At 58.8% G+C, this 24019-nt stretch carries 21 protein-coding genes and 1 tRNA gene; 11 read left to right on the top strand and 11 right to left on the bottom strand.

Features of this window, described 5'->3' with window-relative positions; all coding sequences use genetic code 11:
• The first annotated feature begins 63 nt into the window (after window positions 1–63).
• Window positions 64–1449, top strand: a complete 1386-nt coding sequence (lpdA, locus tag MN186_RS12240) for a dihydrolipoyl dehydrogenase (RefSeq protein ID WP_242114648.1) — start codon at window positions 64–66, stop codon at window positions 1447–1449.
• 79 nt (window positions 1450–1528) lie between these two features.
• Here lpdA and MN186_RS12235 read toward each other — a convergent pair whose 3' ends face one another.
• The 4 genes from MN186_RS12235 to MN186_RS12220 form a co-directional block, all read right to left on the bottom strand.
• A complete protein-coding gene (locus MN186_RS12235; RefSeq protein WP_420838933.1) occupies window positions 1529–3073 on the bottom strand; it encodes an alanine/glycine:cation symporter family protein in 1545 nt (514 codons plus the stop codon).
• 20 nt (window positions 3074–3093) lie between these two features.
• Window positions 3094–3528, bottom strand: coding sequence for a universal stress protein (locus MN186_RS12230; RefSeq protein ID WP_242114647.1), 435 nt, complete (start codon window positions 3526–3528; stop codon window positions 3094–3096).
• A 189-nt stretch (window positions 3529–3717) separates the two neighbouring features.
• Window positions 3718–4371 (bottom strand): GntR family transcriptional regulator, encoded by a 654-nt coding sequence (locus MN186_RS12225; RefSeq protein ID WP_242114646.1) that lies wholly within the window; start codon window positions 4369–4371, stop codon window positions 3718–3720.
• A gap of 47 nt (window positions 4372–4418) precedes the next feature.
• A complete protein-coding gene (locus MN186_RS12220) occupies window positions 4419–5150 on the bottom strand; it encodes a M48 family metallopeptidase (RefSeq protein ID WP_242114645.1) in 732 nt (243 codons plus the stop codon).
• A gap of 127 nt (window positions 5151–5277) precedes the next feature.
• Here MN186_RS12220 and MN186_RS12215 point away from each other — a divergent pair, with 127 nt between their 5' ends.
• Both MN186_RS12215 and MN186_RS12210 read left to right on the top strand, forming a co-directional pair.
• Window positions 5278–5607, top strand: a complete 330-nt coding sequence (locus tag MN186_RS12215) for a TIGR02300 family protein (RefSeq protein WP_242114644.1) — start codon at window positions 5278–5280, stop codon at window positions 5605–5607.
• 98 nt (window positions 5608–5705) lie between these two features.
• Window positions 5706–5781 (top strand) — tRNA-Ala (locus MN186_RS12210).
• 729 nt (window positions 5782–6510) lie between these two features.
• Here MN186_RS12210 and MN186_RS12205 read toward each other — a convergent pair.
• Window positions 6511–7269, bottom strand: a complete 759-nt coding sequence (locus MN186_RS12205; protein WP_242114643.1) for an alpha/beta fold hydrolase — start codon at window positions 7267–7269, stop codon at window positions 6511–6513.
• Window positions 7270–7394: 125 nt separating this feature from the next.
• Here MN186_RS12205 and MN186_RS12200 point away from each other — a divergent pair, with 125 nt between their 5' ends.
• Window positions 7395–7757 (top strand): hypothetical protein, encoded by a 363-nt coding sequence (locus tag MN186_RS12200; protein ID WP_242114642.1) that lies wholly within the window; start codon window positions 7395–7397, stop codon window positions 7755–7757.
• A 118-nt stretch (window positions 7758–7875) separates the two neighbouring features.
• Here the strand turns inward: MN186_RS12200 and glyA are convergent, their stop codons facing one another.
• On the bottom strand, window positions 7876–9174 hold the full coding sequence (glyA, locus tag MN186_RS12195; RefSeq protein WP_420838932.1) for a serine hydroxymethyltransferase: 1299 nt from the start codon (window positions 9172–9174) through the stop codon (window positions 7876–7878).
• A gap of 163 nt (window positions 9175–9337) precedes the next feature.
• Between glyA and MN186_RS12190 the strand changes: the two genes are divergently transcribed.
• Window positions 9338–10099 carry an NAD kinase gene (locus tag MN186_RS12190; protein ID WP_242114640.1) on the top strand — a complete coding sequence of 254 codons (762 nt, stop codon included), beginning with the start codon at window positions 9338–9340 and terminating at the stop codon, window positions 10097–10099.
• 7 nt (window positions 10100–10106) lie between these two features.
• Here the strand turns inward: MN186_RS12190 and MN186_RS12185 are convergent, their stop codons facing one another.
• From MN186_RS12185 to MN186_RS12175, 3 genes are all read right to left on the bottom strand, one after another.
• The gene (locus MN186_RS12185; protein WP_242114639.1) at window positions 10107–11660 is read right to left on the bottom strand and encodes a sigma-54-dependent transcriptional regulator; all 1554 of its coding nucleotides are present in this window, start codon (window positions 11658–11660) and stop codon (window positions 10107–10109) included.
• 54 nt (window positions 11661–11714) lie between these two features.
• Window positions 11715–13604: a propionyl-CoA synthetase gene (locus MN186_RS12180; protein WP_242114638.1), complete on the bottom strand. Its 1890-nt coding sequence runs from the start codon at window positions 13602–13604 to the stop codon at window positions 11715–11717.
• A gap of 244 nt (window positions 13605–13848) precedes the next feature.
• A complete protein-coding gene (locus tag MN186_RS12175) occupies window positions 13849–16122 on the bottom strand; it encodes an NADP-dependent malic enzyme (RefSeq protein ID WP_242114637.1) in 2274 nt (757 codons plus the stop codon).
• A gap of 209 nt (window positions 16123–16331) precedes the next feature.
• On the opposite strand from MN186_RS12175, the gene MN186_RS12170 reads away from it, so the two are divergent.
• The 4 genes from MN186_RS12170 to upp are packed head-to-tail and all read left to right on the top strand — an operon-like array spanning window position 16332 to window position 19549.
• A complete protein-coding gene (locus MN186_RS12170) occupies window positions 16332–16724 on the top strand; it encodes a cytidine deaminase (protein ID WP_242114636.1) in 393 nt (130 codons plus the stop codon).
• Window positions 16721–17935, top strand: coding sequence for a phosphopentomutase (locus MN186_RS12165; protein ID WP_242114635.1), 1215 nt, complete (start codon window positions 16721–16723; stop codon window positions 17933–17935). The genes MN186_RS12170 and MN186_RS12165 overlap by 4 nt, the downstream gene beginning before the upstream one ends.
• Window positions 17932–18924, top strand: a complete 993-nt coding sequence (locus MN186_RS12160) for an adenosine deaminase (protein WP_242114634.1) — start codon at window positions 17932–17934, stop codon at window positions 18922–18924. The genes MN186_RS12165 and MN186_RS12160 overlap by 4 nt, the downstream gene beginning before the upstream one ends.
• Window positions 18917–19549 carry a uracil phosphoribosyltransferase gene (upp, locus tag MN186_RS12155; RefSeq protein WP_242114633.1) on the top strand — a complete coding sequence of 211 codons (633 nt, stop codon included), beginning with the start codon at window positions 18917–18919 and terminating at the stop codon, window positions 19547–19549. The genes MN186_RS12160 and upp overlap by 8 nt, the downstream gene beginning before the upstream one ends.
• 5 nt (window positions 19550–19554) lie before the next feature.
• Here the strand turns inward: upp and MN186_RS12150 are convergent, their stop codons facing one another.
• Window positions 19555–20571, bottom strand: a complete 1017-nt coding sequence (locus MN186_RS12150) for a hypothetical protein (protein WP_242114632.1) — start codon at window positions 20569–20571, stop codon at window positions 19555–19557.
• Window positions 20572–20651: 80 nt separating this feature from the next.
• On the bottom strand, window positions 20652–22298 hold the full coding sequence (locus MN186_RS12145; protein WP_242114631.1) for an AMP-binding protein: 1647 nt from the start codon (window positions 22296–22298) through the stop codon (window positions 20652–20654).
• A gap of 116 nt (window positions 22299–22414) precedes the next feature.
• Between MN186_RS12145 and MN186_RS12140 the strand changes: the two genes are divergently transcribed.
• Both MN186_RS12140 and MN186_RS12135 read left to right on the top strand, forming a co-directional pair.
• The gene (locus tag MN186_RS12140) at window positions 22415–23320 is read left to right on the top strand and encodes a DMT family transporter (protein ID WP_242114630.1); all 906 of its coding nucleotides are present in this window, start codon (window positions 22415–22417) and stop codon (window positions 23318–23320) included.
• A gap of 20 nt (window positions 23321–23340) precedes the next feature.
• Entirely contained in the window at window positions 23341–23988 is a 648-nt protein-coding gene (locus MN186_RS12135; protein ID WP_242114629.1) for a sulfotransferase family 2 domain-containing protein, read from the top strand.
• The last annotated feature ends 31 nt before the right edge of the window (window positions 23989–24019 follow it).

Below are 24019 nucleotides of genomic sequence, written 5' to 3'. Positions count from 1 at the left end.
GGGTGAGCGGGACGATGGCCGACATGCGCCACGTCCAGACCCCAAATGAAAGGAACGAGACTCATGGCAGACTATGACGTAATCATCATCGGCGGTGGCCCAGGCGGCTATGTCTGCGCGATCCGGTGCGCTCAGCTTGGCTTGAAAACTGCCTGCGTCGAGGGGCGCGAGACGTTGGGCGGCACCTGCCTGAACGTCGGCTGCATCCCGTCTAAGGCTCTGCTTCATGCCAGCCACAGCCTGCATGAAGCCGAACATAACTTTGCCAAGATGGGTTTGAAGGGGAAATCCCCGTCCGTCGATTGGAAGGAAATGCTGGCCTATAAGGACGATGTGATCGGCCAGAACACCAAGGGCATCGAGTTTCTGTTCAAGAAAAACAAGGTTGATTGGCTGAAAGGGTGGGGGTCGATCCCCGCCGCTGGTCAGGTGAAAGTGGGCGACGACGTTCACAACGCCAAGAATATCGTGATCGCATCGGGGTCCGAGCCGTCCAGCCTGCCGGGGGTAGAGGTTGACGAAAAGATCGTTGTGACTTCGACCGGTGCGCTTGAGCTGCCGAAAATCCCGAAGAAGATGGTTGTCATCGGTGCGGGTGTGATCGGGCTTGAGATGGGCTCGGTCTATGCGCGCCTGGGGTCCGAGGTGACGGTGGTCGAATACCTCGACATGATCACGCCGGGCATGGACAAGGATTTGGCCAAGACTTTCCAGCGGTCGCTGAAAAAGCAGGGCCTGAACTTCGTTATGGGTGCGGCCGTTCAGAATGTGGATGCCAAGAAAACCAAGGCGACGGTGAACTACAAGCTGCGTAAGGATGACAGCGATCATTCGATTGACGCGGATGTTGTGCTGGTCGCCACGGGTCGCCGCCCGTTCGTGGATGGGCTGGGGCTTGAGGCTGCGGGCGTCAAGATGACCGAGCGGGGGCAGATCGCCACGGATCACTGGAAAACATCCGTGGATGGCATCTGGGCCATTGGCGACGTGATCGAAGGCCCGATGCTGGCCCATAAGGCTGAAGACGAAGGCATGGCCGTGGCCGAGGTCATTGCCGGGCAGGCGGGACATGTGAACTACGACGTCATACCAAGCGTGGTCTATACCGCGCCCGAGGTTGCCTCGGTAGGGAAGACAGAGGAGCAATTGAAGGACGAAGGCCGCGACTACAAAATCGGCAAGTTCAGCTTCATGGGCAATGGCCGCGCGAAAGCCATGTTTCAGGGCGAAGGATTTGTAAAAATCCTGGCGGACAAGGACACTGACCGCGTTCTGGGTGTGCATATCATCGGGCCTGCAGCGGGTGATCTTATCCACGAGGCTTGCGTCTTGATGGAATTCGGCGGCTCGGCAGAAGATCTTGCCCGCACCTGCCACGCCCACCCGACCTTCTCGGAAGCGGTGCGCGAAGCGGCACTGGCCTGCGGGGATGGCGCGATCCACGCGTAAGCGGCGATTTGACAGAAAGAAAGCCACCGGTTTGCGCCGGTGGCTTTCGCTTTTTAACCCGTTGTGATGGCGGGTTAGGTCAGTGGAACTTTCTGATCTCACCTGATTTCAGGCGTGATTGATAGCTGTGAAGCTCGCGCTTTACGATTGGCATCAGGAAATACAGCGCCACGATATTGACCACTGCCATCGCGAAGATCGCTGCGTCCGAGAAGTCGATCACCGGGCCAAGATTGGCCGAGGCACCGATCACCACGAAGATGCAGAAGATCACCTTGAACACGACCTCTTTCGTGTGGCCTTCGCCAAACAGGAAGGTCCAAGCCTTGAGGCCGTAATAGGACCAGCTGATCATGGTCGAAAAGGCAAACAGCACCACCGCGATTGCCAGCACGTATTTGAACCAACCAAACGAAGCCGAGAACGCCGCCGAAGTCAGCGCCACGCCCTTATTGCCGTCGATCGTCTGAATGGTCGTCCCGCCTTCATCCAGCAAGTACATGCCGGTTGCGGGGTCGCTGATCAGTTGGCCGGTGATGATGATCACAAGCGCCGTCATCGTACAGATTACGACCGTGTCGATGAACGGCTCAAGCAGGGACACGAAGCCCTCGGTGATCGGCTCCTTGGTGCGCACGGCCGAGTGGGCGATGGCGGCTGACCCCACGCCAGCTTCGTTCGAGAATGCGGCACGTTTGAAGCCTTGGATCAGGGCGCCGACCATGCCGCCGGCCACGCCCAGTCCGGTGAAGGCGCCAGCGAAAATTTGACCGAACGCCCAGCCGATCATGTTGGCGTTCATTAAAAGGATGACCAAGGCGGTCAGCACGTAAAGGACGCCCATGAACGGTACGACTTTCTCGGTCACGCTGGCGATGGATTTCAGACCGCCGATGATGACTGCGAATACGATGCCTGCGAAGATGATGCCGGTGATCCAGCCTGGGTAATCGCCGACCACATTGGCGATCTGGGCATGGGCTTGATTGGCTTGGAACATGTTGCCGCCACCCAGCGAGCCGAGGATACAGAAGATCGAGAATAGAACCGCCATGAACTTGCCCGCAGGCAGGCCGCGTTCGGAAAAGCCCTTGGTCATGTAATACATCGGGCCACCGGATACGGTGCCATCTTCGTATTCGTTGCGGTATTTCACACCCAGCGTACATTCGGTGAACTTGGTTGCCATACCCAACAAGCCCGCAAGGATCATCCAGAAAGTCGCCCCCGGCCCACCGATGCCGACTGCCACAGCGACGCCTGCGATATTGCCCAGCCCGACCGTGCCTGACAAAGCGGTTGCGAGGGCCTGAAAGTGACTAACCTCGCCCGCGTCATCGGGGTCGGAATAATCGCCTTTAACCAGCGCGATCGAGTGCGGAAAGGCGCGAAACTGGATCAGTGCGAAATAGATAGAAAAAACGGCGGCTGCGATCACCAGCCAAGCGACAATCCACGGAAATGTGGTGCCGGGGAAGGGGCTGAAGATCAGGGTCACGAACCAACCGGTCGCACTTGAGAAGATTTGATTTACTTTTTCATCAATGGATTGCGCCATGGCCGGCGTAGTTGCTGCCGCCATGGCCGACACGGACATCGCCGCGGCGTTGAGTGTTCTTTTCATAACAATACCTGTTGGTTTATTCATGGAACAATGGTGACGGGCACTGGCGAAATCTGTGCCAATGTGCCCGCGACCGAGCCGAAGATGCGCGATGAAAGCCCGGAACTCCCGGTCCGCCCAACGACGATCTGAACTGCGCCTTCGGCCTTCACGATGTCGCACAATGTGTCGGCAATGCCGCCGTATTTCAGCGCGGTCGAGACCTCGACCCCGCTGCCCTCTAACCCTTTGACGACGGGGGCCAAGACGGCAGTTTCGGCGCGATGCAGTTCTTCATTGCGGCGTTTATGGCGTTCTTCAATCTCGTTTGGTGTCAGGAATGAATAGGGCGACCACTCCAGCACATGCGCGATGACGATGGCCGCACTTTGCGATTTGGCCAACTCGATAGCGAAGTCCAGCGTCGCTTTCGAGCTGTCACTGTCATCGTATCCGACAACGATCTTTTTTGGCATTTTATCCTCCCTTGGGTGAGTGCATCACTTGTTAAGTATTTAACCTTAACAGTTGCCCCAACGGAAACGTTAGCCTTTTTTGGAGATCATGAGTTGCGACCAATCAGGACTGGCGGGATTGTTGGTCGAAATCCCGGCGAGAATGTTCAAGCTGTTGAGTTTTTCATTTGGTTGCGGACTTGATGCAAGTCACTCTGGAACCAGCATTCTTAACCCTTGGGTTACGTCCGTTCGCACGGCCAGACGCAGTGCGGGTTCGTCGCCAGCGGCCAGCGCCGACAGAATCATTCTGTGATGTTTTTGCAAATCGGTACGCTGGCGCCTCTCATATAGGGCGCGCATTGTTGGGCCAAGCTGCAACCACACCGTTTCGGCCATCGCAAGGATCGCGGGGGCCTGCGCGCGCAGATAGAGCGTGCGGTGAAACTCCAGATTGGTGCGCAGATAGCCGACCGCGTCTTTGTTCGTCACACACTCGGAAACGCGCCCGTTGATCGTGCGAAGCCGATCAATCAGCGCCATATGCACACGGGGCAGGGCACGCGCGGCCAATTCCGGTTCCAGCAGGGATCGCAGGGCGGCCAATTCTTCGATACGTTCCCCCGTCAGATCCGGAGCTGAGACCCGGCCCGAGCTGGAAAGAGTCAGCGCCCCTTCTGCGGCCAAGCGGCGCACTGCCTCGCGCGCTGGGGTCATCGAGACGTCGTATTCCTTGCCGATGCCCCGTATTGTCAGGCTTTGCCCCGGATCCAGTTCGCCATACATGATACGCGATCGCAGGCTGCGATACACGCGATCATGCGCGCTTGAGGTGTCAGGGTTTTGTCGAAAATGGGCAGGCATTTTCCAACTGTGATCACAAAGCCGCCCAACGTCAACAGTGCCTTGCCCTAGTCGCGAAAACGGTACTGGTGCAGAAGTGAACCGTGGTCACGGAGCCACTTTCGCGGCGTTTGATAACCCGGGTAAATGTCGCCCACTTGCGCCCAAAAGGCGGCCGAGTGATTCATATGGACCAGATGCGCAACCTCATGTGCGGCGACATAATTCAGCACCCCTTCCGGTGCCATCACCAAACGCCAAGAATACATCAGGTTCCCCTCAGAACTGCACGACCCCCATCGCGACCGCGTGTCGCGCAGCGTCAGCCGTCCGAAATCACGGTTCACCTGTCGGGCATATCGCGCGCTTGCGCGTGACAGACGGTTGCGGGCCTCGGCTTTCAGCAATACCTCAAGTCGGGCACAGGTTTGCGTGCGATCGCCTTGTGGTAAAAGGATCTGCCCGTCCTCAACGCGCCCGGCACGCACGGGGGCGGTGACGATCTGGTGGGGCTGGCCCAGAAACGGAATGTTGTCACCGATCATGGGCCGCAGTTCGGGCACGGTGTCGGCCAGATGCTTGCGAATCCAATCAGCGCGGTCTTTGGCAAAGCGTACCGCCTCGGTCCGGGACGCGCCTTGTGGCACCGTCAGGGTCACACGTCCGTCCAGCTTGGACACTCGCAACGACAAACGCCTCGCGCGCGTCGACGGGCGCAAAAGAACCGCAACCGAGGGCGCTTCGCCCAGATCAATCCGCTCGGCCTTGGTCAGCCGGTCCGTCTTCTTTGACCAGAACATTCGGTCCCTTTTTCCTTACAAATGCCACGGTATTCGCCCATGATGGGAAAAGGCTTTGACACCCCTGCATTCATGTGTCAGTTGGCGCAAATCTCGCACGACTTAGACAGAACGGAAAGGGTTTTACATGCCCAAGGAAGAATGGGGCGTTAAACGCGTCTGCCCAACGACCGGTAAACGCTTTTACGACCTGAACGCCGATCCGGTGGTCAGCCCGTATACGGGTGAGGTTGTGAACCTCGAAACCGGAAAAGCATCGCGCACTATGGTTGCCGACAAGGAAGACAAGGCGACAACGAAGGACGATCTGGTGGATGACGCCGATGCGGTTCTGGAAGATGACGACGACGAAGATGCGGCAGATGTCGATCTGGGCGATGACGTTCTGGACGACGAAGACGACGCTGACGTGCCGCTGGACGAGATTGCCGACGTCGCCGCGGACGACGACGACTAAGCTGGTATCGAATTTTTCGCAAAGGCGCTTTTTTGGTCTTGAACCCATAGGCGCCTTTGCATAGATACCGCGCAAAGACGGCGGAAACGCCACTGGATGGGGCCTTAGCTCAGTTGGTAGAGCGCTTGCATGGCATGCAAGAGGTCAGCGGTTCGACCCCGCTAGGCTCCACCATCCCTCTCGTTTTTAACTGGGCCAGAGCCAGCTTTGCCGCACATGGCGGATTGCATCGCACGTGGCCCCAGAAATATCGGCATTTCAGCTAGGAACTTTGCATAGTCTGTGACGTCAAGAAACTCGCGGCTTTAGGGATGTCGGTCGTTATGGGTTATAGGGCGTCATCCTGGGCGGCAGAAACTACAGAATGCAGGCGGCATTCCTTGGCCGGAAAAATGTCACTTGGTGCATAAACACAAGGCGACGGAACCACCGATACGCGAGGTTCAAATGGAGGCGTGTCTGGCTTCCTAGATACCTGCAGCGCTTATTATCGGTTTCTTGAAACGGACGACAGTATACCGTTGTTGGTGTGTTTGCGTGTTGGATTGGAAAGCACCTCGGTGTAATTGAACACGGCTAACGCCTTCAGCGTCACGTATGGTGGATGTCCGCCGTCAGACCCGCTCTCGGTTCCATGCGTGGATAAAGCTCTCTGCAAGTGGGTTGTCATAGCATGTTGCTCATCTGCTTATACTGGTATCAAGATTATATTTGCTAAGAAACGATTGCCACGCTTTGCTGCTGAGCTGTGGTCTTTGACCTGAATGAAAACTTGTTCTCAGCTTGCCCCGCAGATTCCCGGAAGATTGCATGCCTAAATCAGCCGTTTTCCTGAGCGGCGCAGCATTTCACCTCATGGGTCGCGGCAAGTTTTCAACTTTTCAAGCCAGCCATGCCCTCTGCTCAAGTGCTGAAAAACGCGCTTATTGATGCTTCGAATTCTCGCGGTTTGTCTGCGTGCAACCAGTGACCTGCGCCGATGATTTTGGCGTGGCGAGCTTTAGGAAACATTTGTTTGATCTTGGGCCGGTGGTCAGGGCGCACGTAATCTGACGCTGCACCAGACAAGAACAGTGTCGGACCGTCGAACTGCCCATTTATGTCGGGAAAACCGGTGATCAGATCCATGTCCCGGTCCAGAACATCAAGATTCAGTCGCCATTTCTGCGCCTTCACGTCCAGCGATTGTAGCAGGAAGGCCCGCACGGATGGCTCGTCAATCAACTGCGCCAGTTGTCGCTCGGCATCGCCACGGGTCTTGACCTGTGACAGGTCGATACCACGCATGGCATCGATCATGGATTGCTGGCTGTGAGAATAGGCGACAGGCGCGATATCAGCCACCACCAAGCGACGAACCATCTGCGGTTGGCTGGTGGCAAACACCATCGCTGCCTTGCCGCCCATCGAATGCCCAATTACATCGGCTGGCTTGCCGATGCTGGCCACCACCTCGGACAGATCGCCGGCAAGGTCAGGATAGGTATGGCTGGCCGCCCAAGGGCTTTGCCCGTGGTTGCGCATATCCACACTGACCACGCGGCGCGTTTCTGAAAGACGTTTGGCGATCACACCCCAGTTGCGCGCCGAGCCGAAAAGACCATGTGCAATCAGGATCGGAGGCTGCACCGTATCGGTACCATATGTCAGCATTTCAAGCATGTTGCTTGATAACGCTCCTTCGCGTGCGCTTGAACCCCTTTTTCCGCGCTTTGGCCCTTTCCGTCCTATGAGGTGTGTCGTTATGCTGGCGGCGAAGAGGGGATGCGAAAGGTAAGGGGCGCGATGTGGATCTGCATGCACGAACAGAGCGGCTGAGCCAATTGCTGGAACGGCGGCTGGATGTTCGCGGCGCGGACTTTGAAACCAAGCTTCGCCGCGCCGGGCGTCTGTTGCCGCGACATTTGCGTCGGGATGGGGCTGCACTGGTCGAAGCCATGCATCTGTCGTCGCATCCCAAACTCGGACGGCAGATCGACGCGCAGCGGCTAGCGAAATCCGCCGACGCGCTGGAACATTATTTGCATCAAGTCGACCCATGGGACAGGCGCCGGGCTGTTCTGATCAGCGTGGCGTCCAGTGTGTTGTTCAGCCTTCTTGTCGTTGCTCTTTTGGTGGCGGGCATGATCGCCTGGCGGGGGCTGATCTAGGCATGGCCCTTTGAAAACTGTCAGATGTTGAAAAAGTGAAAGCCCCGGCGATGTACCGGGGCCTTTCAGTGTTCTAATAATCGTTTTGTGCGAAGCGACGCGCAGCCTGCGGGCTTGATCAGAGGTTTGGATAAAGCGGGAAACGCGCGCACAACTTGGCCACTTTGGCTTTCACAGCTTCCTCGACCGCGTCATTGGCGTTTTCCCCGTTGGCGGCCAGCCCGTCGACCACCTCGACGATCAGATCGCCGATCTCGCGGAATTCGGCCTCGCCGAAGCCGCGTGTGGTGCCGGCGGGAGTGCCCAGCCGAATGCCCGAGGTCACGGTGGGCTTTTCCGGGTCAAATGGAATCCCGTTCTTGTTGCAGGTGATATGCGCGCGGCCAAGCGCCTTGTCGACGATGTTGCCCGTCACGCCCTTGGGACGCAGATCGACCAGCATCAGGTGCGTGTCGGTGCCGCCGGTGACGATGTCCAACCCGCCCTTCATCAACTGATCGGCAAGCGCGACCGCATTGGCGCGCACTTGTTTCTGATAAGTTTTGAATTCAGGGCGCAGCGCCTCGCCAAAGGCGACGGCTTTGGCGGCGATCACATGCATCAGGGGGCCGCCCTGCAATCCGGGGAAGATGGCCGAGTTGAACTTCTTGGCCAGATCCTCGCGATTGGTCAGGATCATACCGCCACGCGGGCCGCGCAGGGTCTTGTGGGTCGTCGTGGTCGCCACATCCGCATAGGGAAACGGCGAGGGATGTTCGCCCGCCGCCACCAGCCCGGCGAAATGCGCCATGTCGACCAGCAGATAGGCACCGACGCTGTCGGCGACCTCGCGGAACTTGGCAAAGTCGATCTGGCGCGGGATGGCGGACCCACCTGCGATGATCAGCTTCGGCTTATGTTCCTTGGCAAGCTCGGCCATCTGGTCGTAGTCGATCAGGTTGTCCTGTTTGCGCACACCGTAATGCACGGCATTGAACCACTTGCCCGACTGGTTGGGCCGTGCGCCGTGCGTCAGATGCCCGCCCGACGCAAGATCCATGCCAAGGATCGTGTCGCCGGGTTGGATCAGCGCCATGAACGCGCCTTGGTTGGCCTGCGACCCCGAATTGGGCTGCACGTTGGCAAATTCGCAGCCGAACAGTTCCTTGGCGCGCTCGATCGCCAGAGTCTCGGCGACGTCCACATATTGGCACCCGCCATAATAACGGCGGCCTGGGTAGCCCTCAGCATATTTGTTGGTCAGAACCGACCCTTGCGCCTCCATCACGGCGCGGGACACGATGTTTTCCGATGCGATCAGTTCGATCTCGTCGCGCTGGCGGCCCAGTTCGTCAGTGATTGAGCCGTAAAGTTCAGGGTCGCGGGCGGCGAGAGATTCGGTGAAGAAACCTTGGTCACGTGTGGCAGTCATGCGCATCTTCCTTAGGTTGGAGGCCGGATATTGGGATTTCCTATCGGAAACCCCGCCAATCACAAGCCCTCAAAGCGACGTGGACGGACAAAGACGCGGCAATTTCTGGCACTTTGCGGAAACTTGTGTTTCTTTCGGAAACGAAGGCAGTCAATCAGGAAACCCACACATGAGCCGTAAGATCGCATTTGTCGCAAGCGATGCCGAAATCGCACAGGCGGCACTGGATGAGCTGGTTGCACGATACGGCACGGTGAAACCGGACCGGGCGGATATTATCGTGGCACTGGGCGGCGATGGCTTCATGTTAGAGACGTTGCACGACACTCAGGATCTGCGCGCGCCGGTGTATGGGATGAATTGCGGCACCGTTGGTTTCCTGATGAACGAATATTCGCCCGACGACCTGATCGAACGGCTGATCGCTGCCGAAGAAGAGGTGATAAACCCGCTTTCCATGCGTGCCGAGGACGCGGATGGAAAGGTGCATACCGGCTTGGCAATCAACGAGGTCAGCCTGCTGCGGATTGGTCCGCAAGCCGCAAAGTTGCAAATCAGTGTCGATGGGCGGATGCGGCTGGATGAACTGGCCTGCGACGGTGCGCTTTTGTCCACGCCTGCGGGGTCGACCGCCTATAACTATTCCGCGCATGGCCCGATCTTGCCCATCGGGTCGGACGTGTTGGCCCTGACCGCCGTTGCCGCGTTTCGCCCGCGGCGCTGGCGGGGGGCGCTGCTGCCGAAAGATGCGCTGGTGCGTTTCGACGTGCTGCAACATGAAAAACGTCCGGTGATGGCGGACGCGGATGGGCGGTCGGTGCGCAACGTCGTGTCAGTCGAAATCCAATCGAACGACCAGATCGCCCACCGTATCCTGTTTGATCCCGGCCACGGGCTGGAGGAGCGGTTGATTCGAGAGCAATTCGTCTGACCGACGGCTAGAGATCCTCCCAGCCGTCGCGCTTGCGATAGATGGTCGACGGTGACACCCCCAATACCTGCGCGGCCCTTGGAATGGAACCGCCCTGTGACCTGATTGTTTCCTCAATCGCGATGCGTTCGATTTCGGCTAGCGGGCGTCCTACCAGCCCGCTTGCAGTCAATGCGGGTGCAGGCAGGGTTTGATCGCCAGGGGCTTGGTGATCAGTCAGTATTTCGTCTGGTAGCATGTCAGCTGTGACCCATTCCGCATCATGATGTAGCACAATATTCCAGATGACATTTATAAGTTGGCGAATGTTGCCCGGCCATGAGTGCTGGGTCAGGATATCAACTGCACTTGCGCTAAACCCATGAAATTTCCGGCCTTCATGCCGGGAGGTTTGAAGCAGTTTGGAATGGGCGATTGCAAGGATATCGTCGCCGCGGTCCCGCAAGGCGGGCAGAGTGATCGGCACCACATGCAACCGGTAAAACAGGTCCGCGCGCAACCGTCCCGCCTTGATCTCAGCGCGGGGATTTTCCGTGCTGGAACAGATGATGCGCGTGTCTACTTTCGATGCTTGCAGGGTGCCTTGTGGGGCGATCTCTCCGCTGTCCAGAAAACGCAGCAACTGCTTTTGCACGGCCAGGTCCGTGCGCGCAATTTCATCCAGAAAAAGTGTCCTGCCGTCGGCGGTCCTTGCTGCGCCGTCGGACGTGTTGCGGTGATCTGCAAAAACCTCTTGTCCCAGTGTTTCCGAGGTCAGCCGCGCACAGTCGATCACCACAAACGGGTTGCTCGACCGGCGGCTTTCGGCATGAATGGCGCGGGCCAGAACCTCTTTTCCCGTGCCTGTTTCGCCGTTGATGAAGACCGGTGCCAAAGAAGACGCGATCTTGTCGAGCGCGCGCAAAACAGGTTTCATTGACAGATCTGACAAGACCATCCCGTGCCGCTGTTCGGATGTAGCCGGGACTGATGACAAGGCCGTGTCGGGCGGCGTTGGCGCGGGGCGGGGCGCGAGCGGCTGCCCCTTTTGACCATGAGAAACCTGTCGACCCAAGCGCCGCGCCTGTTTTTGGAGCACGGTCCTAATGGTCTTCTTTAACCGGTTTTCGGTGAACGGAATGAAAATGCAGTCTTGTGCGCCCAGTCGCATCGCCTCGGCCGCGTCGTCGATTTGATCGCTTTGCGATACGACTACGATCGCCTGATCTTCGTGTTTCATCAGAACGTCGCGGATAAACGGCAGCACGTTGCGATCATCCATGCGCAACGGCAGGACCATCAGATCAATTTTATCGCGCGCGCAGATGGCCTTTGCATCGTCGATCGTATCGGCGTAGGTCGCCATGCAGCCAAGTTCGTCAAATGCCGTTTCCGGAAATAGATCAACTGTGCGCGCTGGCGCCAGAACCATCGCCAAGGGTTGCGTATCATCAGCGACACGACCAGCAGACGTCAGCGCCGCGTCGGCGCAGTCAGCATGTTCGTCCATAATCCATCGCTCCACCCACAGATATTTACCCCTTACGATATGGTTGTATTCATATAGGGGGTAAAAATCCAAAAAATCTCCTCCGAACCGCTGTCAGAGGAGATTTTGGTGCGAATTTGCCAGCATTTACTGCGAATACCCAAGGCTTTGCAGTGCATCGCGGATCTCGTCCAGAACGGCTGGATCGTCGATGGTCGCCGGCATCTTGTAATCCGTGCCGTCTGCGATCGAAACCATGGTGGCGCGCAGAATTTTGCCGGACCGTGTCTTGGGTAGTCGGTCCACGACGACGCACAATTTGAATGCCGCAACGGGCCCGATCTTTTCGCGCACCAGTTTGACGCATTCTGCCGCCACCTCATCGTCCGGGCGGTCGGTGCCGGCGTTCAGGCAGATCAGCCCAAGCGGCAATTGACCTTTCAACGTATCGGTCACGCCGATTACCGCGCATTCGGCGACGTCCGGGTGACTGGCCAAAACTTCCTCCATCCCGCCGGTGGACAGGCGATGGCCCGCGACGTTGATCACGTCGTCGGTGCGGGCCATGATGTAAAGGTATCCGTCTTCATCCTTGTAACCCGCATCCCCCGTTTCGTAATAACCGGGAAACGTGTTCAGATAGCTGGATTTGAACCGTTCTTCGGCGTTCCATAGGTTGGGCAAAGTGCCGGGGGGCAGGGGCAGTTTGATGGCAATCGCACCCAACTCGCCCGCAGGCAATTCATGCCCGCCTTCATCCAGAATCTGCACGTCATAACCCGGCATCGGCACCGAAGGCGAGCCAAGCTTCGTCGGCAACTCTTCAATCCCCAGCGGGTTCGCGGCGATAGCAAAACCGGTCTCCGTTTGCCACCAGTGATCCACGATGGGCATTTGCAACTGCTCTTGCGCCCAGACGATGGTATCCGGATCGGCGCGTTCGCCCGCCAAATAGACCTGTTTCAGGCAGGACAGATCGTATTTCTTGATGAACTCGCCCTTGGGATCTTCGCGCTTCACCGCGCGAAAGGCGGTGGGGGCGGTGAAGAAGCTTTTGACTTTATGTTCCGAGATTACCCGCCAGAAAGTGCCGGCGTCGGGGGTGCCGACGGGTTTGCCCTCGAACACGACGGTGGTGTTGCCGTGGATCAGCGGCGCATAGGCGATATAGCTGTGCCCCACGACCCAGCCCACATCGGACGCCACCCAGAACACATCGCCGGGATCGACGTTATAGATGTTTTTCATGGTCCAGTTCAGCGCCACCAGATGCCCGCCGGTGTGACGGATGACGCCCTTTGGCTGCCCGGTCGTGCCAGAGGTATAGAGGATATAGGCCGGGTGGTTACCTTCGACCGGAACGCAATCGGCAGGAGTGGCGCTTGCTTCAAGGTCGGCCCAATCGTGATCGCGCCCCTCGATCAGATCAGCGGGGCTTTCTTCGCGTTGAAGGATTATGGTGAAATCGGGCTTGTGTTCGGCGATGTCGATGGCACCGTCCAGAAGCGGCTTATAGGCGACGACGCGTCCCGGCTCGATCCCGCAGGATGCCGCGATGATCGCTTTGGGTTTCGCATCGTCAATCCGCACCGCAAGTTCTTTGGATGCAAACCCGCCGAACACGACCGAATGGATCGCACCGATGCGGGTGACGGCCAGCATCGCCATCAGGGCCTCAGCCACCATCGGCATATAGATGATGACGCGGTCGCCTTTCTCAACGCCCTTCTCTTGCAAGGTGCCGGCCAGCGCGGCGACGCGTGTCTTAAGCTCGGCATAGGTGATCTTGGCCTGACGTCCAGTGATCGGGCTGTCATAGATGATCGCCACCTGATCGCCCCGCCCGTTTTCCACATGCCGGTCGACCGCGTTGTAGCAGGTATTCACCATGCCATCCGAGAACCATTCGTAAAGCGGCGCGTTCTCGTCAAAAAGCGCCTTGGACGGGAGTTTATCCCAGTCGATCGCTTGGGCGGCGTCCATCCAGAAGGCCTCGGGGTCGGCCTGCCAGGCTGCGTATACGTCTTTGTATGCCATGGTGCACTTTCTCCAGTTTCCCTTAGACAAATTGTTACGCTTCTGCCCGCCATCAGGGCAAGCGCGGCGTTTTAAGGTGCGACGGTTTAGCAGTCAAATTTGCAATTAATGGCTGAGTGTGGTGCAAATTTTTGCAAACCTCAGAAGAACAGGCCCTGGAAATTTGAAAAAGGTGGAATTTGCAAACTTGCAAACCCCACCTTGCAAAGGCTGTCAGACCCGAGTCGCCCCGGATCGACGCGCGTTAGCCATACTTGGCAACCGGCGTGCCCGCGACCGCCGACATGTTCAGAAGCCCACGTGCAGTGATCGACGGGGTCACGATATGGGCGCGGTTGCCCATGCCCATCAGGATCGGCCCGACCTCAAGCCCGCCGCCCTTGACCTTGACCGTGTTGCGCACGGCGCTGGCAGCGTCGGCATTGGTGAACACCAGCACATTCGCAGGCCCGTCAAAACGGGCGCCGGGGAAGATGTGGTTGCGCACATCGACATCAAGGGCTGCGTCCACATGCATTTCGCCTTCATAGGCAAAGTCGCGCGGCTTGCTGTCCAGAATATCCAACGCCTCGCGCGCGCGTATGCCGCTGTCGCCGGCATGGTTGCCGAACTGAGAATACGAGCACAGCGCGATCTTCGGTTCGACCCCGAAGCGGCGGACATGGCGGGCGGCGGCGCAGACGGTTTCGGCAATCTCTTGCGCGCTGGGCGTGTTGTGAACGTGGGTGTCGGCGATGAACAGAGGGCCGTCTTGCAAGATCATCAGGCTAAGCGCGCCAACCGGGTGCAATCCATCCGTACCCAAGATTTGCCGGATGTAATTCAGGTGCCATAGGTATTGTCCGAACGTGCCGGCAATCATGCTGTCGGCTTGCCCCAAATGCACCATGATCGCAGCAATCGCGGTGGTGTTGGTGCGCAGGATTGCCTTGGCAAGGTCGGGCGTGGTGCCACTGCGCGCCATGATCTGGTGGTAAGCCCCCCAATAGTCGCGATACCGGTCGTCGCGTTCCGGGTTCACGATCTGGAAGTCACGGCCGGCCTTGATCGACAGACCTGCGCGTTCGCAACGCTGCGCGATCACATCTGGTCGCCCGATCAGGATCGGCGCGTCGGTGGTTTCCTCGAGCATCGCATTGGCGGCGCGCAGCACCCGCTCATCCTCGCCTTCGGCAAAGACGATGCTGCGTTCGGCGGTGGCGGCGGCTTCGAATACCGGGCGCATGATCAGGGCCGAGCGGAAAACCGAGCCGTCCAGCGTTTCTTTGTAAACGTCAATGTCATCCACAGGTCGCGTTGCGACACCGCTTTCCATTGCTGCCTTGGCGACAGCAGTCGCGACAACCCCCATCAGACGTGGATCGAAGGGTTTGGGGATCAGATAATCCTCGCCAAATGTCAGCTGCTCGCCCTTGTAGGCGGCGGCGGCTTCTGCGGATGTGGTGGCGCGGGCGAGCGCCGCGATTCCTTCGATGCAACCCAGTTGCATCGCGTCGTTGATCTCGGTCGCGCCAACATCAAGCGCGCCGCGGAAGATGAACGGGAAACAAAGGACGTTGTTGACCTGGTTCGGAAAATCCGACCGCCCGGTCGCGATCAGGGCGTCGGGCGCAACCGCGCGCACCTCGTCCGGCATGATCTCGGGCGTAGGGTTGGCAAGAGCGAAAATGATTGGGCGCTTCGCCATCTTGGCAACCATTTCGGACTTCAATACGCTAGGTCCAGACAGGCCAAGGAACAGGTCAGCGCCGTCAATTACTTCGTCCAGCGTTGCCGGAGTTGTCCCTTGCGCAAAGGCTGCTTTTTGCGGTGTCATATCAGTCTTGCGCCCGTCATAGACCAGCCCATCGATATCACACAGCCAGACGTTTTCGCGCTTCACGCCCAGCTTTAGAAGCATGTTCAAACAGGCAATGCCCGCAGCCCCCCCGCCGGTGGACACAACCTTGATCTGATCAAACGATTTGCCCGCGACGCGCAACGCGTTGGTGGCCGCAGCACCTACAACGATGGCGGTGCCGTGCTGGTCGTCGTGAAACACGGGAATGTTCATCCGCTCGCGGCATATTTGTTCAACGATAAAACAATCCGGAGCCTTGATGTCTTCCAGATTGATCGCGCCGAAGCTTGGCTCCATCGCGCAAACGATCTCGGCCAGCTTTTCGGGATCATTCTGGTCCAGCTCAATATCGAAACAGTCGATATTGGCAAACTTCTTGAACAGGACGGCCTTGCCTTCCATCACGGGCTTTGAGGCCAGCGCCCCGATATTGCCCAGCCCCAGCACGGCGGTTCCGTTCGACACCACCGCAACCAGGTTGCCACGCGCCGTGTAACGACTTGCAGCGGTTGGATCTTTCTGAATCTCGATGCACGCCTCAGCCACCCCCGGGGAATAAGCCAAGCTCAGATCACGACCGTTTGCCATGGGCTTGGTTGCGCGGATCTCCAGCTTCCCTGGCTGCGGAAACTCATGGTAATCAAGGGCGCGTTTGCGGGGGTAATTGTCGTCGCTCAAGGGTGTCCTCCTCCGAGAGGTTTAGCTTTAAACTATCTGCGACACAGCCTTACAATAGGCATCCCTTCGCGATCAAGTCTGCTTGCACAATTACAGCTTAGCGCAGGTAATGGCGCTCAGGTCAATACGTGCACGGTTTGGTCTTGCATCCGGCGCCCCTGCGCGCCACGGTGATGAGGTATAAGAACCATGATGGATCAGGAGGTCAGATGTCGCTGTTGGACGTTGCGAAAGCCGCCCGTGAAAACGCCTATGTGCCTTATTCCACCTTCAAGGTGGGCGCTGCGCTGCGCTGTGCCTCAGGCGCCGTTTACGCGGGCTGCAATGTCGAAAATGTCGCCTATCCCGAAGGCACTTGTGCCGAAGCTGGCGCAATTGCAGCAATGGCGTTGGGTGGGGATCGCAAGGTGGTCGAGGTGGTCGTGATCGCCGATGCGCCCCTACCGGTCACGCCTTGTGGGGGGTGCCGCCAGAAGTTGGCGGAGTTCGCGGACGCGGATGCGACCGTCACGATGATGACGATGGGCGGTGAAAGCCTGACCATGACCGTGGCCGAGCTTCTGCCGGGCGCCTTCGGGCCTGAGCATATGGTGATCACATGACCCGTGCCTTCCTGATCGTTCTGGACAGTGCTGGTTGCGGCGGCGCACCCGATGCGCACGCGTTTTTCAATGATAAGACCGTGCCTGACACGGGTGCCAACACGTTGGCCCATATCGCGCAAGCCTGTGCGGATGGGCGTGCCGAGGACGGGCGCTCTGGCCCTTTGAAGATGCCACATCTTGACGAGCTTGGTCTGGGCGCTGCAATCCGCTTGGCCTCTGGCGATGATACGCCGGGACTGGACGCGCGCCCGCAAGGCTTGTGGGGTGCGGCGCAGGAGGTTTCGAATGGTAAGGACACGCCGTCGGGTCATTGGGAAATTGCCGGCGTGCCGGTGCCGTGGGACTGGGGCTATTTCCCCGACACTGAGCCTGCGTTTCCCGAAGACCTGACCCGGACGATATGCGAGATCGCGGGTGTCGATGGTATTTTGGGCAACAAACACGCCTCCGGCACACAGATCATCGAAGATCTGGGGGCAGAGCATGTGCGCACCGGCAAGCCCATCGTCTATACATCGGTCGACAGTGTCATCCAGATCGCGGCTCATGAGGTTACATTCGGCCTCAAACGGCTGATTGATCTGTGCGAGGAAATTGCACCCATCGTGCACAAAATGCAGGTCGGACGCGCCATTGCCCGGCCTTTCATCGGGTCCGAGGCCGAGGGTTTCGAACGCACCACCAACCGCCGCGATTTCGCGATGACCCCGCCCAGCCCGACCCTGTGCGACTGGGTGCATGATGCGGGGCGAAAGGTCCATGCGATTGGAAAGATTGGCGATATCTTTGCCCACCGGGGCATCGACACGCTGAAAAAGGGCGCGGATGCAGAGTTGATAGAGCATCTGGTCGCCTCGATGGACACCGCGCAGGATGGCGATCTGGTGTTTGCTAATTTTGTCGAGTTTGATTCCCAATATGGCCACCGTCGCGATGTGTCCGGCTATGCCCGTGCGCTGGAATGGTTTGATGGTGAACTACCGCGTCTGTTTGACAAGATGCGTAATGGCGACTTGCTGATCTTCACCGCCGATCACGGCAATGATCCGACATGGGTCGGCACCGATCACACACGCGAAAGGGTGCCGGTGATCGGCGCCGGGCTGGGCGCTCGCGAAATTGGTATTTGCGGTTTTTCCGACATTGGGGCATCTGTGGCCGCTCATCTTGGATTAGACGCGCGCGGCGCGGGGACATCGTTTCTATGAGCTATAAATCACTGCCGAAGGTCGAGCTGCACACTCATATCGAAGGCGCCGCGCCACCCGATTTCATCCGCAGCCTGGCCAAAGAGCAAAGCGTTGATCTGTCAGGCATATTCACCGAAGATGGTGGCTATGCCTATCGTGATTTCTGGCACTTTCTTGAGGTATACGAGGCCGCCACGTCCGTGCTGAAAGCCCCGCAGGATTACGCGCGGCTGACCCGTGCTTTTCTGGAAAACTGCGCTGAGGCTGGTGTGATTTACGTCGAAACCTTCATTTCGCCCGATTTTTGCGGGGGGCGCGATGTTTCCGCTTGGCGCGACTATCTTTCTGCCATTCAGGACGCGGCCACCGAGGCCGAGCGCGACATGGGCATCACCCTGCGTGGCATCGTGACAGCGGTGCGCCATTTCGGGCCGGATGCGGCGCGCGAAACCGCGCGTTGTGCGCAGGAAACGGCGGGTGGCTTCATCACTGGTTTTGGCATGGGCGGGGACGAAAAATCCGGCACGCAGGGCGATTTCGCCTATGCCTTCGACATGGCGCGCGAGGCAGGGTTGCACCTGACCACCCATGCAGGCGAATGGAACGGCCCGGACGAGGTGCGCGCTGCCTTGGACGATCTGCGCGTGCAGCGCATCGGGCACGGCGTGCGCGCCTTCGAAGACCCCGCGCTTGTGGAGCGGCTGATCGAAGATGACATCACGCTTGAGGTCTGCCCCGGATCAAACGTGTTTCTGGGCGTCTATCCTGACCTCGCCAGCCATCCGATTGCCAAGCTGCGCGACCGTGGCGTGAAAGTGACAGTGTCGACCGACGACCCGCCCTTTTTCCGCACGGATATGGTAAAGGAATATGAAAACCTGTCGCGCCAGTTCGGCTGGGATGCGACGGATTTCAAGGCGCTGAACCTAAGCGCGATTGGCGCTGCGTTCTGTGACGACGCGACCCGCGCCCGTGTGCGCAAGATTTTGGAGACCCAGGATGTCTGACCATCTTACCGTTGTGAAACACCCGCTGATTCAGCACAAGCTGACCTTGATGCGCGACGAGGCAACGTCGACTAACCACTTCCGCCAGCTTCTGCGCGAGATCAGCCAGCTTCTGGCCTATGAGGTCACGCGCGACTTACCGATGGAGGAAAAGCGGATCAAGACACCGATGCAGGAAATGGATGCGCCGGTTCTGGCTGGGCGCAAGCTGGCGTTGGTGTCGATCCTTCGGGCGGGTAACGGGCTTCTGGATGGGGTGCTCGAGTTGATACCATCCGCGCGCGTTGGCTTCGTGGGGCTGTATCGCGACGAGGAGACGCTGCAACCCGTGCAATATTACTTCAAAGTGCCGGAAACGCTGGAGGATCGTCTGGTCATTGCCGTGGACCCGATGTTGGCCACCGGCAACAGCTCGGCCGCGGCAATTGATCTGCTGAAACAGGCCGGGGCGCGCAACATTCGGTTCATGTGCCTGCTTGCCGCCCCCGAAGGCGTTGCGCGGATGAAAGAGGCGCATCCCGACGTGCCCGTGATCACCGCAGCGTTGGATGAAAAACTGAACGAAAAAGGCTATATCATCCCCGGTCTGGGTGACGCGGGCGATCGGATGTTTGGCACCAAGTAGGCGCGTTATTCGCCGCAAATACCTTGTAGACGCACCCAATCGGCATCCGTCAGCAATGGCGTGGCATCTGGCAGGGCGACCGGATCGGCCTCGATCAACTCAAGCGTGGTTTCGCCGGTCAGGTCCAGCGCATAGGCATAAGGCGTCGTCCGCACGCCTGCGTCGCCGAAGCGGGCCAGTAAAGCCTTATCCGTCAGGTCGGCAGGGGGCGTGGTCAGGATGTCTTCTGCATAGCTGTCAATAACGCCGTCGGGCAGATCGCCCGTGGTCAGAAGCTGCCCGGTGGCCCTGAGCCCTGCATGTTTCAGCATTGCGTTCATCGGGTCGGTGGTTTGCCTGCGCATGTCCTCGGCCAAGATGAATCCGGCGACCACGTCCGGCTCTTCGTAGTCTTCGATCAGCGCGCGGTTCAGAAGGGTGATCCGACCCGGCAGGTGGGCGGCGGACTGCACGCCTCCAGACAGTACGACTACGCGCGGCGCGTCACGACCAAGGATGCGGGTATTCAAAAGCTCCAGCGCCGTCTGCCCGTTTGGGTCGCTACATTTCTTGCCAGCCACGCGGCCAATACGGTTCAGGATACGTTGCCCAATGGTCGCGCGCGTGGGTTCGGGCAATACCGACACCGTATAATCCCGAAGCGCATCGGGAAGCCAGAATACGCCAAGCGCGACGAGCAGGCCGATGATGCCCGCGCTGATCCAGTGGCGCAACCGGCCCGGATGGGGGCGGCGTTTTGCAACGACCTTGCGCACGGTCTCGATCGCTTTGACCAAAGTGTCGTCGTCCAGTTCCAGTTCCTCGGTCGCGTCCTCGCCGGGGGAAAACAGGGCAGGGCGTTCGCCGGGGTTCAGCCGGATGATGGCGGGCAGGGACCAATGGGCCAGCGCCGTATCGTGCATGTCGGAAATTGTCAGCGTCGCATTGCCAAGCGACACGACTACATCACGGCGCTGCGCATCGGGGGACGCACGCCATAGTCCGGTGGCTTCCAGCCGGTCATATTTTGTCAGGGCCGTCATGTTCGGCGCGCGGCTCGTCTGCTCGTTATCATTAGGTCAAGGATACCGCGTTGCCGATCGTCGGGCAATGCGCCACAGCGTCAGGTCGCGTTACGTGCACGTTCGCGCAATTCAAATTTCTGTATCTTCCCGGTCGAGGTCTTGGGAAGTTCGCAGAACTCGATCATCTTGGGCGTCTTGAACCCGGCCAGCCGGTCGCGCGCGAAGGCGATCAACTCGTCTTCGGTCACGGTGGCGCCGGGCTTCAATTCGACAAAGGCGCATGGCACTTCGCCCCATTTGTCGTCAGGCTTGGCGACCACCGCGCACAGGCTGACCGCCGGGTGGTGCATCAGCGCGCCCTCAACTTCGACTGAACTGACATTTTCGCCGCCCGAGATAATAATGTCCTTGGCGCGATCCGTGATGCGGATATAGCCGTCCGGGGTCTGATGCGCGATGTCGCCGGAATGGAAATACCCGCCCTCAAAAGCTTCGCGGGTGGCATCGGGGTTTTTCAGATAACCCTTCATCACCGGATTGCCGCGGATCATGATCTCGCCAATGGTTTCGCCGTCCATCGGCACTTGTTCCATCGTCTCAGAGAACATGACCGTGATGTGCTCCATCTGCGGCATTGCGACACCGGTGCGCGCTTTGATTGAAGCCTTTTCGGCTTGCGGAAGGTCGTCCCATTCGGTGCCATTCCAAAGGCATTCAGTGACATGGCCGTAGGTTTCGGTCAGGCCATAGACCTGCGTGACATTGAAGCCCAGCGGCTCGATCGCCGCCAGCGTGGCGGCGGCTGGTGGCGCGCCGGCGGTGAATACCTCGACCACGTGATCGAAGCTTCGGCGGTCGGCCTCTGGCGCATTTATCAGCATGTTCAGCACAATTGGGGCGCCGCCGAAATGGGTCACACCCTCATCCGCGATTGCGTCATAGATGGCTTTTGCGGTGATATCCCGGCAGCATATGATCGTGCCGCCAAGGACAGGCATCATCCAGCAGTGGTTCCAATTGTTGCAATGAAACAAGGGCACAATAGTCAGGTAGCGCGGATAGAGCGTCATGCCCCAACTGATCGGCGTGCCCATAGTCATCAGATAGGCGCCACGGTGGTGATAGACCACGCCCTTGGGTTGCCCAGTGGTGCCAGACGTGTAGTTTAGCGCAAGGCTTTCCCATTCGTCCTGTGGCATGATCCAGTCAAAGTCGGGATCGCCGCTGGCGACGAGGGTCTCGTATTCCGGATATTGCCCCGTCGCCGGAAAGCCTGCGTCGGGGTCTGCGACTTCGATTATCGTTGGCGTCTGAGAGGCGCCGTCTGCGTTCATCTTTGCGATGGCATTTTCGGCAAGCGGCAGGAATTGTGTGTCCACAAGAACCGCGCGGGCTTCGCCATGGCCGAAAATATAGGCCACGGTGTCCACATCCAGCCGAATGTTTATGGTGTTCAAGACAGCCCCGCAGGCGGGGATGCCGAAGCTGGCTTCCACATGGGGCAACACGTTGGGCAGAAGCGTGGCGACCACGTCGCCGGGTGCGACGCCAAGCTTGGTCAGAGCTGACGCCAACCGCGACACCCGTTCGAAATAAGCTCCATAAGTGAAGCGTCTGTTGCCATACACCAACGCTTCGCGATTAGGGAAAACGCGGACGGCACGTCTGAGATGCGAAAGCGGCGTCAAAGGCACGAAATTTGCCGCGCATTTTTCGAGTCCGGTCTCGTCCTTCATCCAGCCCATCGGTGTAACTCCCTGTCTTGTCGCGCATCGTTTGCCGTGCAAGTTATTGTTGAAGCAGACCAGACCGGCCCAACGCGGTCAATGTCTTGAACACGCGAAAGAGGGCGGAAACCGACATGACAGCCAATCGCACCATCGCGGCAGCAAACACGATCGGCTTGGCGATGTTTCTGTTGGGGTTCTTTGACAGCTTCGTTGCGTTGATAGCCAGCGATCTTGGATTGTGGCAGTTTCACTTGATCCGCACGATCATGGCGGTAGGTGTGCTGGGTGTCGTGGCGGCGCTGGCGCGCGCGCGGCTGACGCCTATGCGGCGATGGGCGGTGATGTTGCGCGGCGGGTTTGCAGCGCTTGCGATGCTGATTTACTTCGGTTGCCTTGGGTTTCTGCCGCTGGGCCAAGTGGCGGCGGGGCTGTTTACGGCACCCATCTGGATCCTGTTGATCGGTGCGGTGTTTCTGGGCCACCCCATCGGCGCAACGCGGATTATCGCGGCCTTGGTCGGGTTCGCGGGCGTCTTGATCGTCCTTGATCCGTTCGCAAATGGTGTTGATCCGGTGGCGCTTGTCCCGCTGGCGGCCGGGTTTTTCTATGCCATCGGCGGGATTGCCACGCGTCAGTGGTGCGAAGGCGAAAGCGCGTTGTCGATGCTTTTGTATTTCTTTCTGGCGCTGGGCTTTTTCGGCCTGTTGGGCTGTCTAACGTTGATAATCTGGCCGCAGAATGCGCCTGCCGGGGCCGAAGGTTTCATCCTGCGCGGTCTGGTCTGGCCCACGGCGCAAAGCTGGGCGCTGACCTTGATGCAAGCGGTGGGGTCCCTTGTGGCAGTCGGGCTTGTTTTCAGGGGTTATCAGTTGGCCGATGCCGCGCAGGTCGGGATCTATGAATATCTGTTGTTGCCATTCGCCGCCGGTTGGGGGCTGGTGCTGTTTGGCGATCCTGTTCCGCTGCGGGCCATTCTGGGGATGGCATTGATCATCGTATCGGGCGTCATCATCTCGCTGCGCTCGCACCCGGGGTGAAAGGCGGCTAGGATTGGCGCATGATCATCTCGCACGGTCGCCGCTATATCTTCATCCATCCGCCCAAAACCGGCGGCACGTCTCTGGCCTTGGCGCTGGAGGCGCGCGCGATGAAAGACGACATTCTGCTGGGCGACACCCCCAAGGCGATGCGCCGACGGCGGCGCTTCAAGCATGTCCAAAGCGCGGGACGGTTGTGGAAACATTCGACGCTGCGCGACATCGTGGGGTTGGTGACGCCACAACAGATCGAGGGTTATTTTGTCGTGACACTGGTGCGCAACCCGTGGGACAGGATGGTCAGCTATTATCATTGGCTGAAGGCGCAGCATTTCGACCACCCAGCCGTCGATCTGGCCCATGCGCTGACATTCTCGGAATTCTTGAACCACCCCTTCACACAAGACAGTTTTGCCAACGCCCCCTTTGCATCCTATGTCACCGATCAGCATGGGCACGAGCGATGTGACCTGTTTGCCCGGATGGAGGCATTGCCCGCCGACCTCGCCCCGTTCGAGGCGCATCTGGGATTTCAATTCGGTCGCATGCCGCATGAGAACCGATCAGACCGGGATGCCGATTATCGCACTTATTACAACGACGAAGACGCCGAACTTATCGCAGATATCTGCGCGCCGGATATCAGGCGGTTTGGTTATGTATTTTAGCAGAAGGCGGGGTTGGCTGGTAAAAAGAAAC

Origin of the sequence: Aliiroseovarius sediminis (assembly GCF_022678485.1) — a bacterium.
In the GTDB taxonomy this organism is placed as follows: Bacteria; Pseudomonadota; Alphaproteobacteria; order Rhodobacterales; family Rhodobacteraceae; genus Aliiroseovarius; species Aliiroseovarius sediminis.
The sequence above is the reverse complement of the archived record's forward strand: the minus strand, read 5'-3'. Positions and strand labels throughout refer to the sequence as shown.

Coding starts and splice junctions, on each gene's coding strand:
- lpdA (WP_242114648.1), top strand. CDS start 64: ATGGCAGACTATGACGTAATCATCATCGGCGGTGGCCCAGGCGGCTAT.
- MN186_RS12235 (WP_420838933.1), bottom strand. CDS start 3,073: ATGAAAAGAACACTCAACGCCGCGGCGATGTCCGTGTCGGCCATGGCG.
- MN186_RS12230 (WP_242114647.1), bottom strand. CDS start 3,528: ATGCCAAAAAAGATCGTTGTCGGATACGATGACAGTGACAGCTCGAAA.
- MN186_RS12225 (WP_242114646.1), bottom strand. CDS start 4,371: ATGCCTGCCCATTTTCGACAAAACCCTGACACCTCAAGCGCGCATGAT.
- MN186_RS12220 (WP_242114645.1), bottom strand. CDS start 5,150: ATGTTCTGGTCAAAGAAGACGGACCGGCTGACCAAGGCCGAGCGGATT.
- MN186_RS12215 (WP_242114644.1), top strand. CDS start 5,278: ATGCCCAAGGAAGAATGGGGCGTTAAACGCGTCTGCCCAACGACCGGT.
- MN186_RS12205 (WP_242114643.1), bottom strand. CDS start 7,269: ATGCTTGAAATGCTGACATATGGTACCGATACGGTGCAGCCTCCGATC.
- glyA (WP_420838932.1), bottom strand. CDS start 9,174: ATGCGCATGACTGCCACACGTGACCAAGGTTTCTTCACCGAATCTCTC.
- MN186_RS12190 (WP_242114640.1), top strand. CDS start 9,338: ATGAGCCGTAAGATCGCATTTGTCGCAAGCGATGCCGAAATCGCACAG.
- MN186_RS12180 (WP_242114638.1), bottom strand. CDS start 13,604: ATGGCATACAAAGACGTATACGCAGCCTGGCAGGCCGACCCCGAGGCC.
- MN186_RS12170 (WP_242114636.1), top strand. CDS start 16,332: ATGTCGCTGTTGGACGTTGCGAAAGCCGCCCGTGAAAACGCCTATGTG.
- MN186_RS12165 (WP_242114635.1), top strand. CDS start 16,721: ATGACCCGTGCCTTCCTGATCGTTCTGGACAGTGCTGGTTGCGGCGGC.
- MN186_RS12160 (WP_242114634.1), top strand. CDS start 17,932: ATGAGCTATAAATCACTGCCGAAGGTCGAGCTGCACACTCATATCGAA.
- upp (WP_242114633.1), top strand. CDS start 18,917: ATGTCTGACCATCTTACCGTTGTGAAACACCCGCTGATTCAGCACAAG.
- MN186_RS12150 (WP_242114632.1), bottom strand. CDS start 20,571: ATGACGGCCCTGACAAAATATGACCGGCTGGAAGCCACCGGACTATGG.
- MN186_RS12145 (WP_242114631.1), bottom strand. CDS start 22,298: ATGGGCTGGATGAAGGACGAGACCGGACTCGAAAAATGCGCGGCAAAT.
- MN186_RS12140 (WP_242114630.1), top strand. CDS start 22,415: ATGACAGCCAATCGCACCATCGCGGCAGCAAACACGATCGGCTTGGCG.
- MN186_RS12135 (WP_242114629.1), top strand. CDS start 23,341: ATGATCATCTCGCACGGTCGCCGCTATATCTTCATCCATCCGCCCAAA.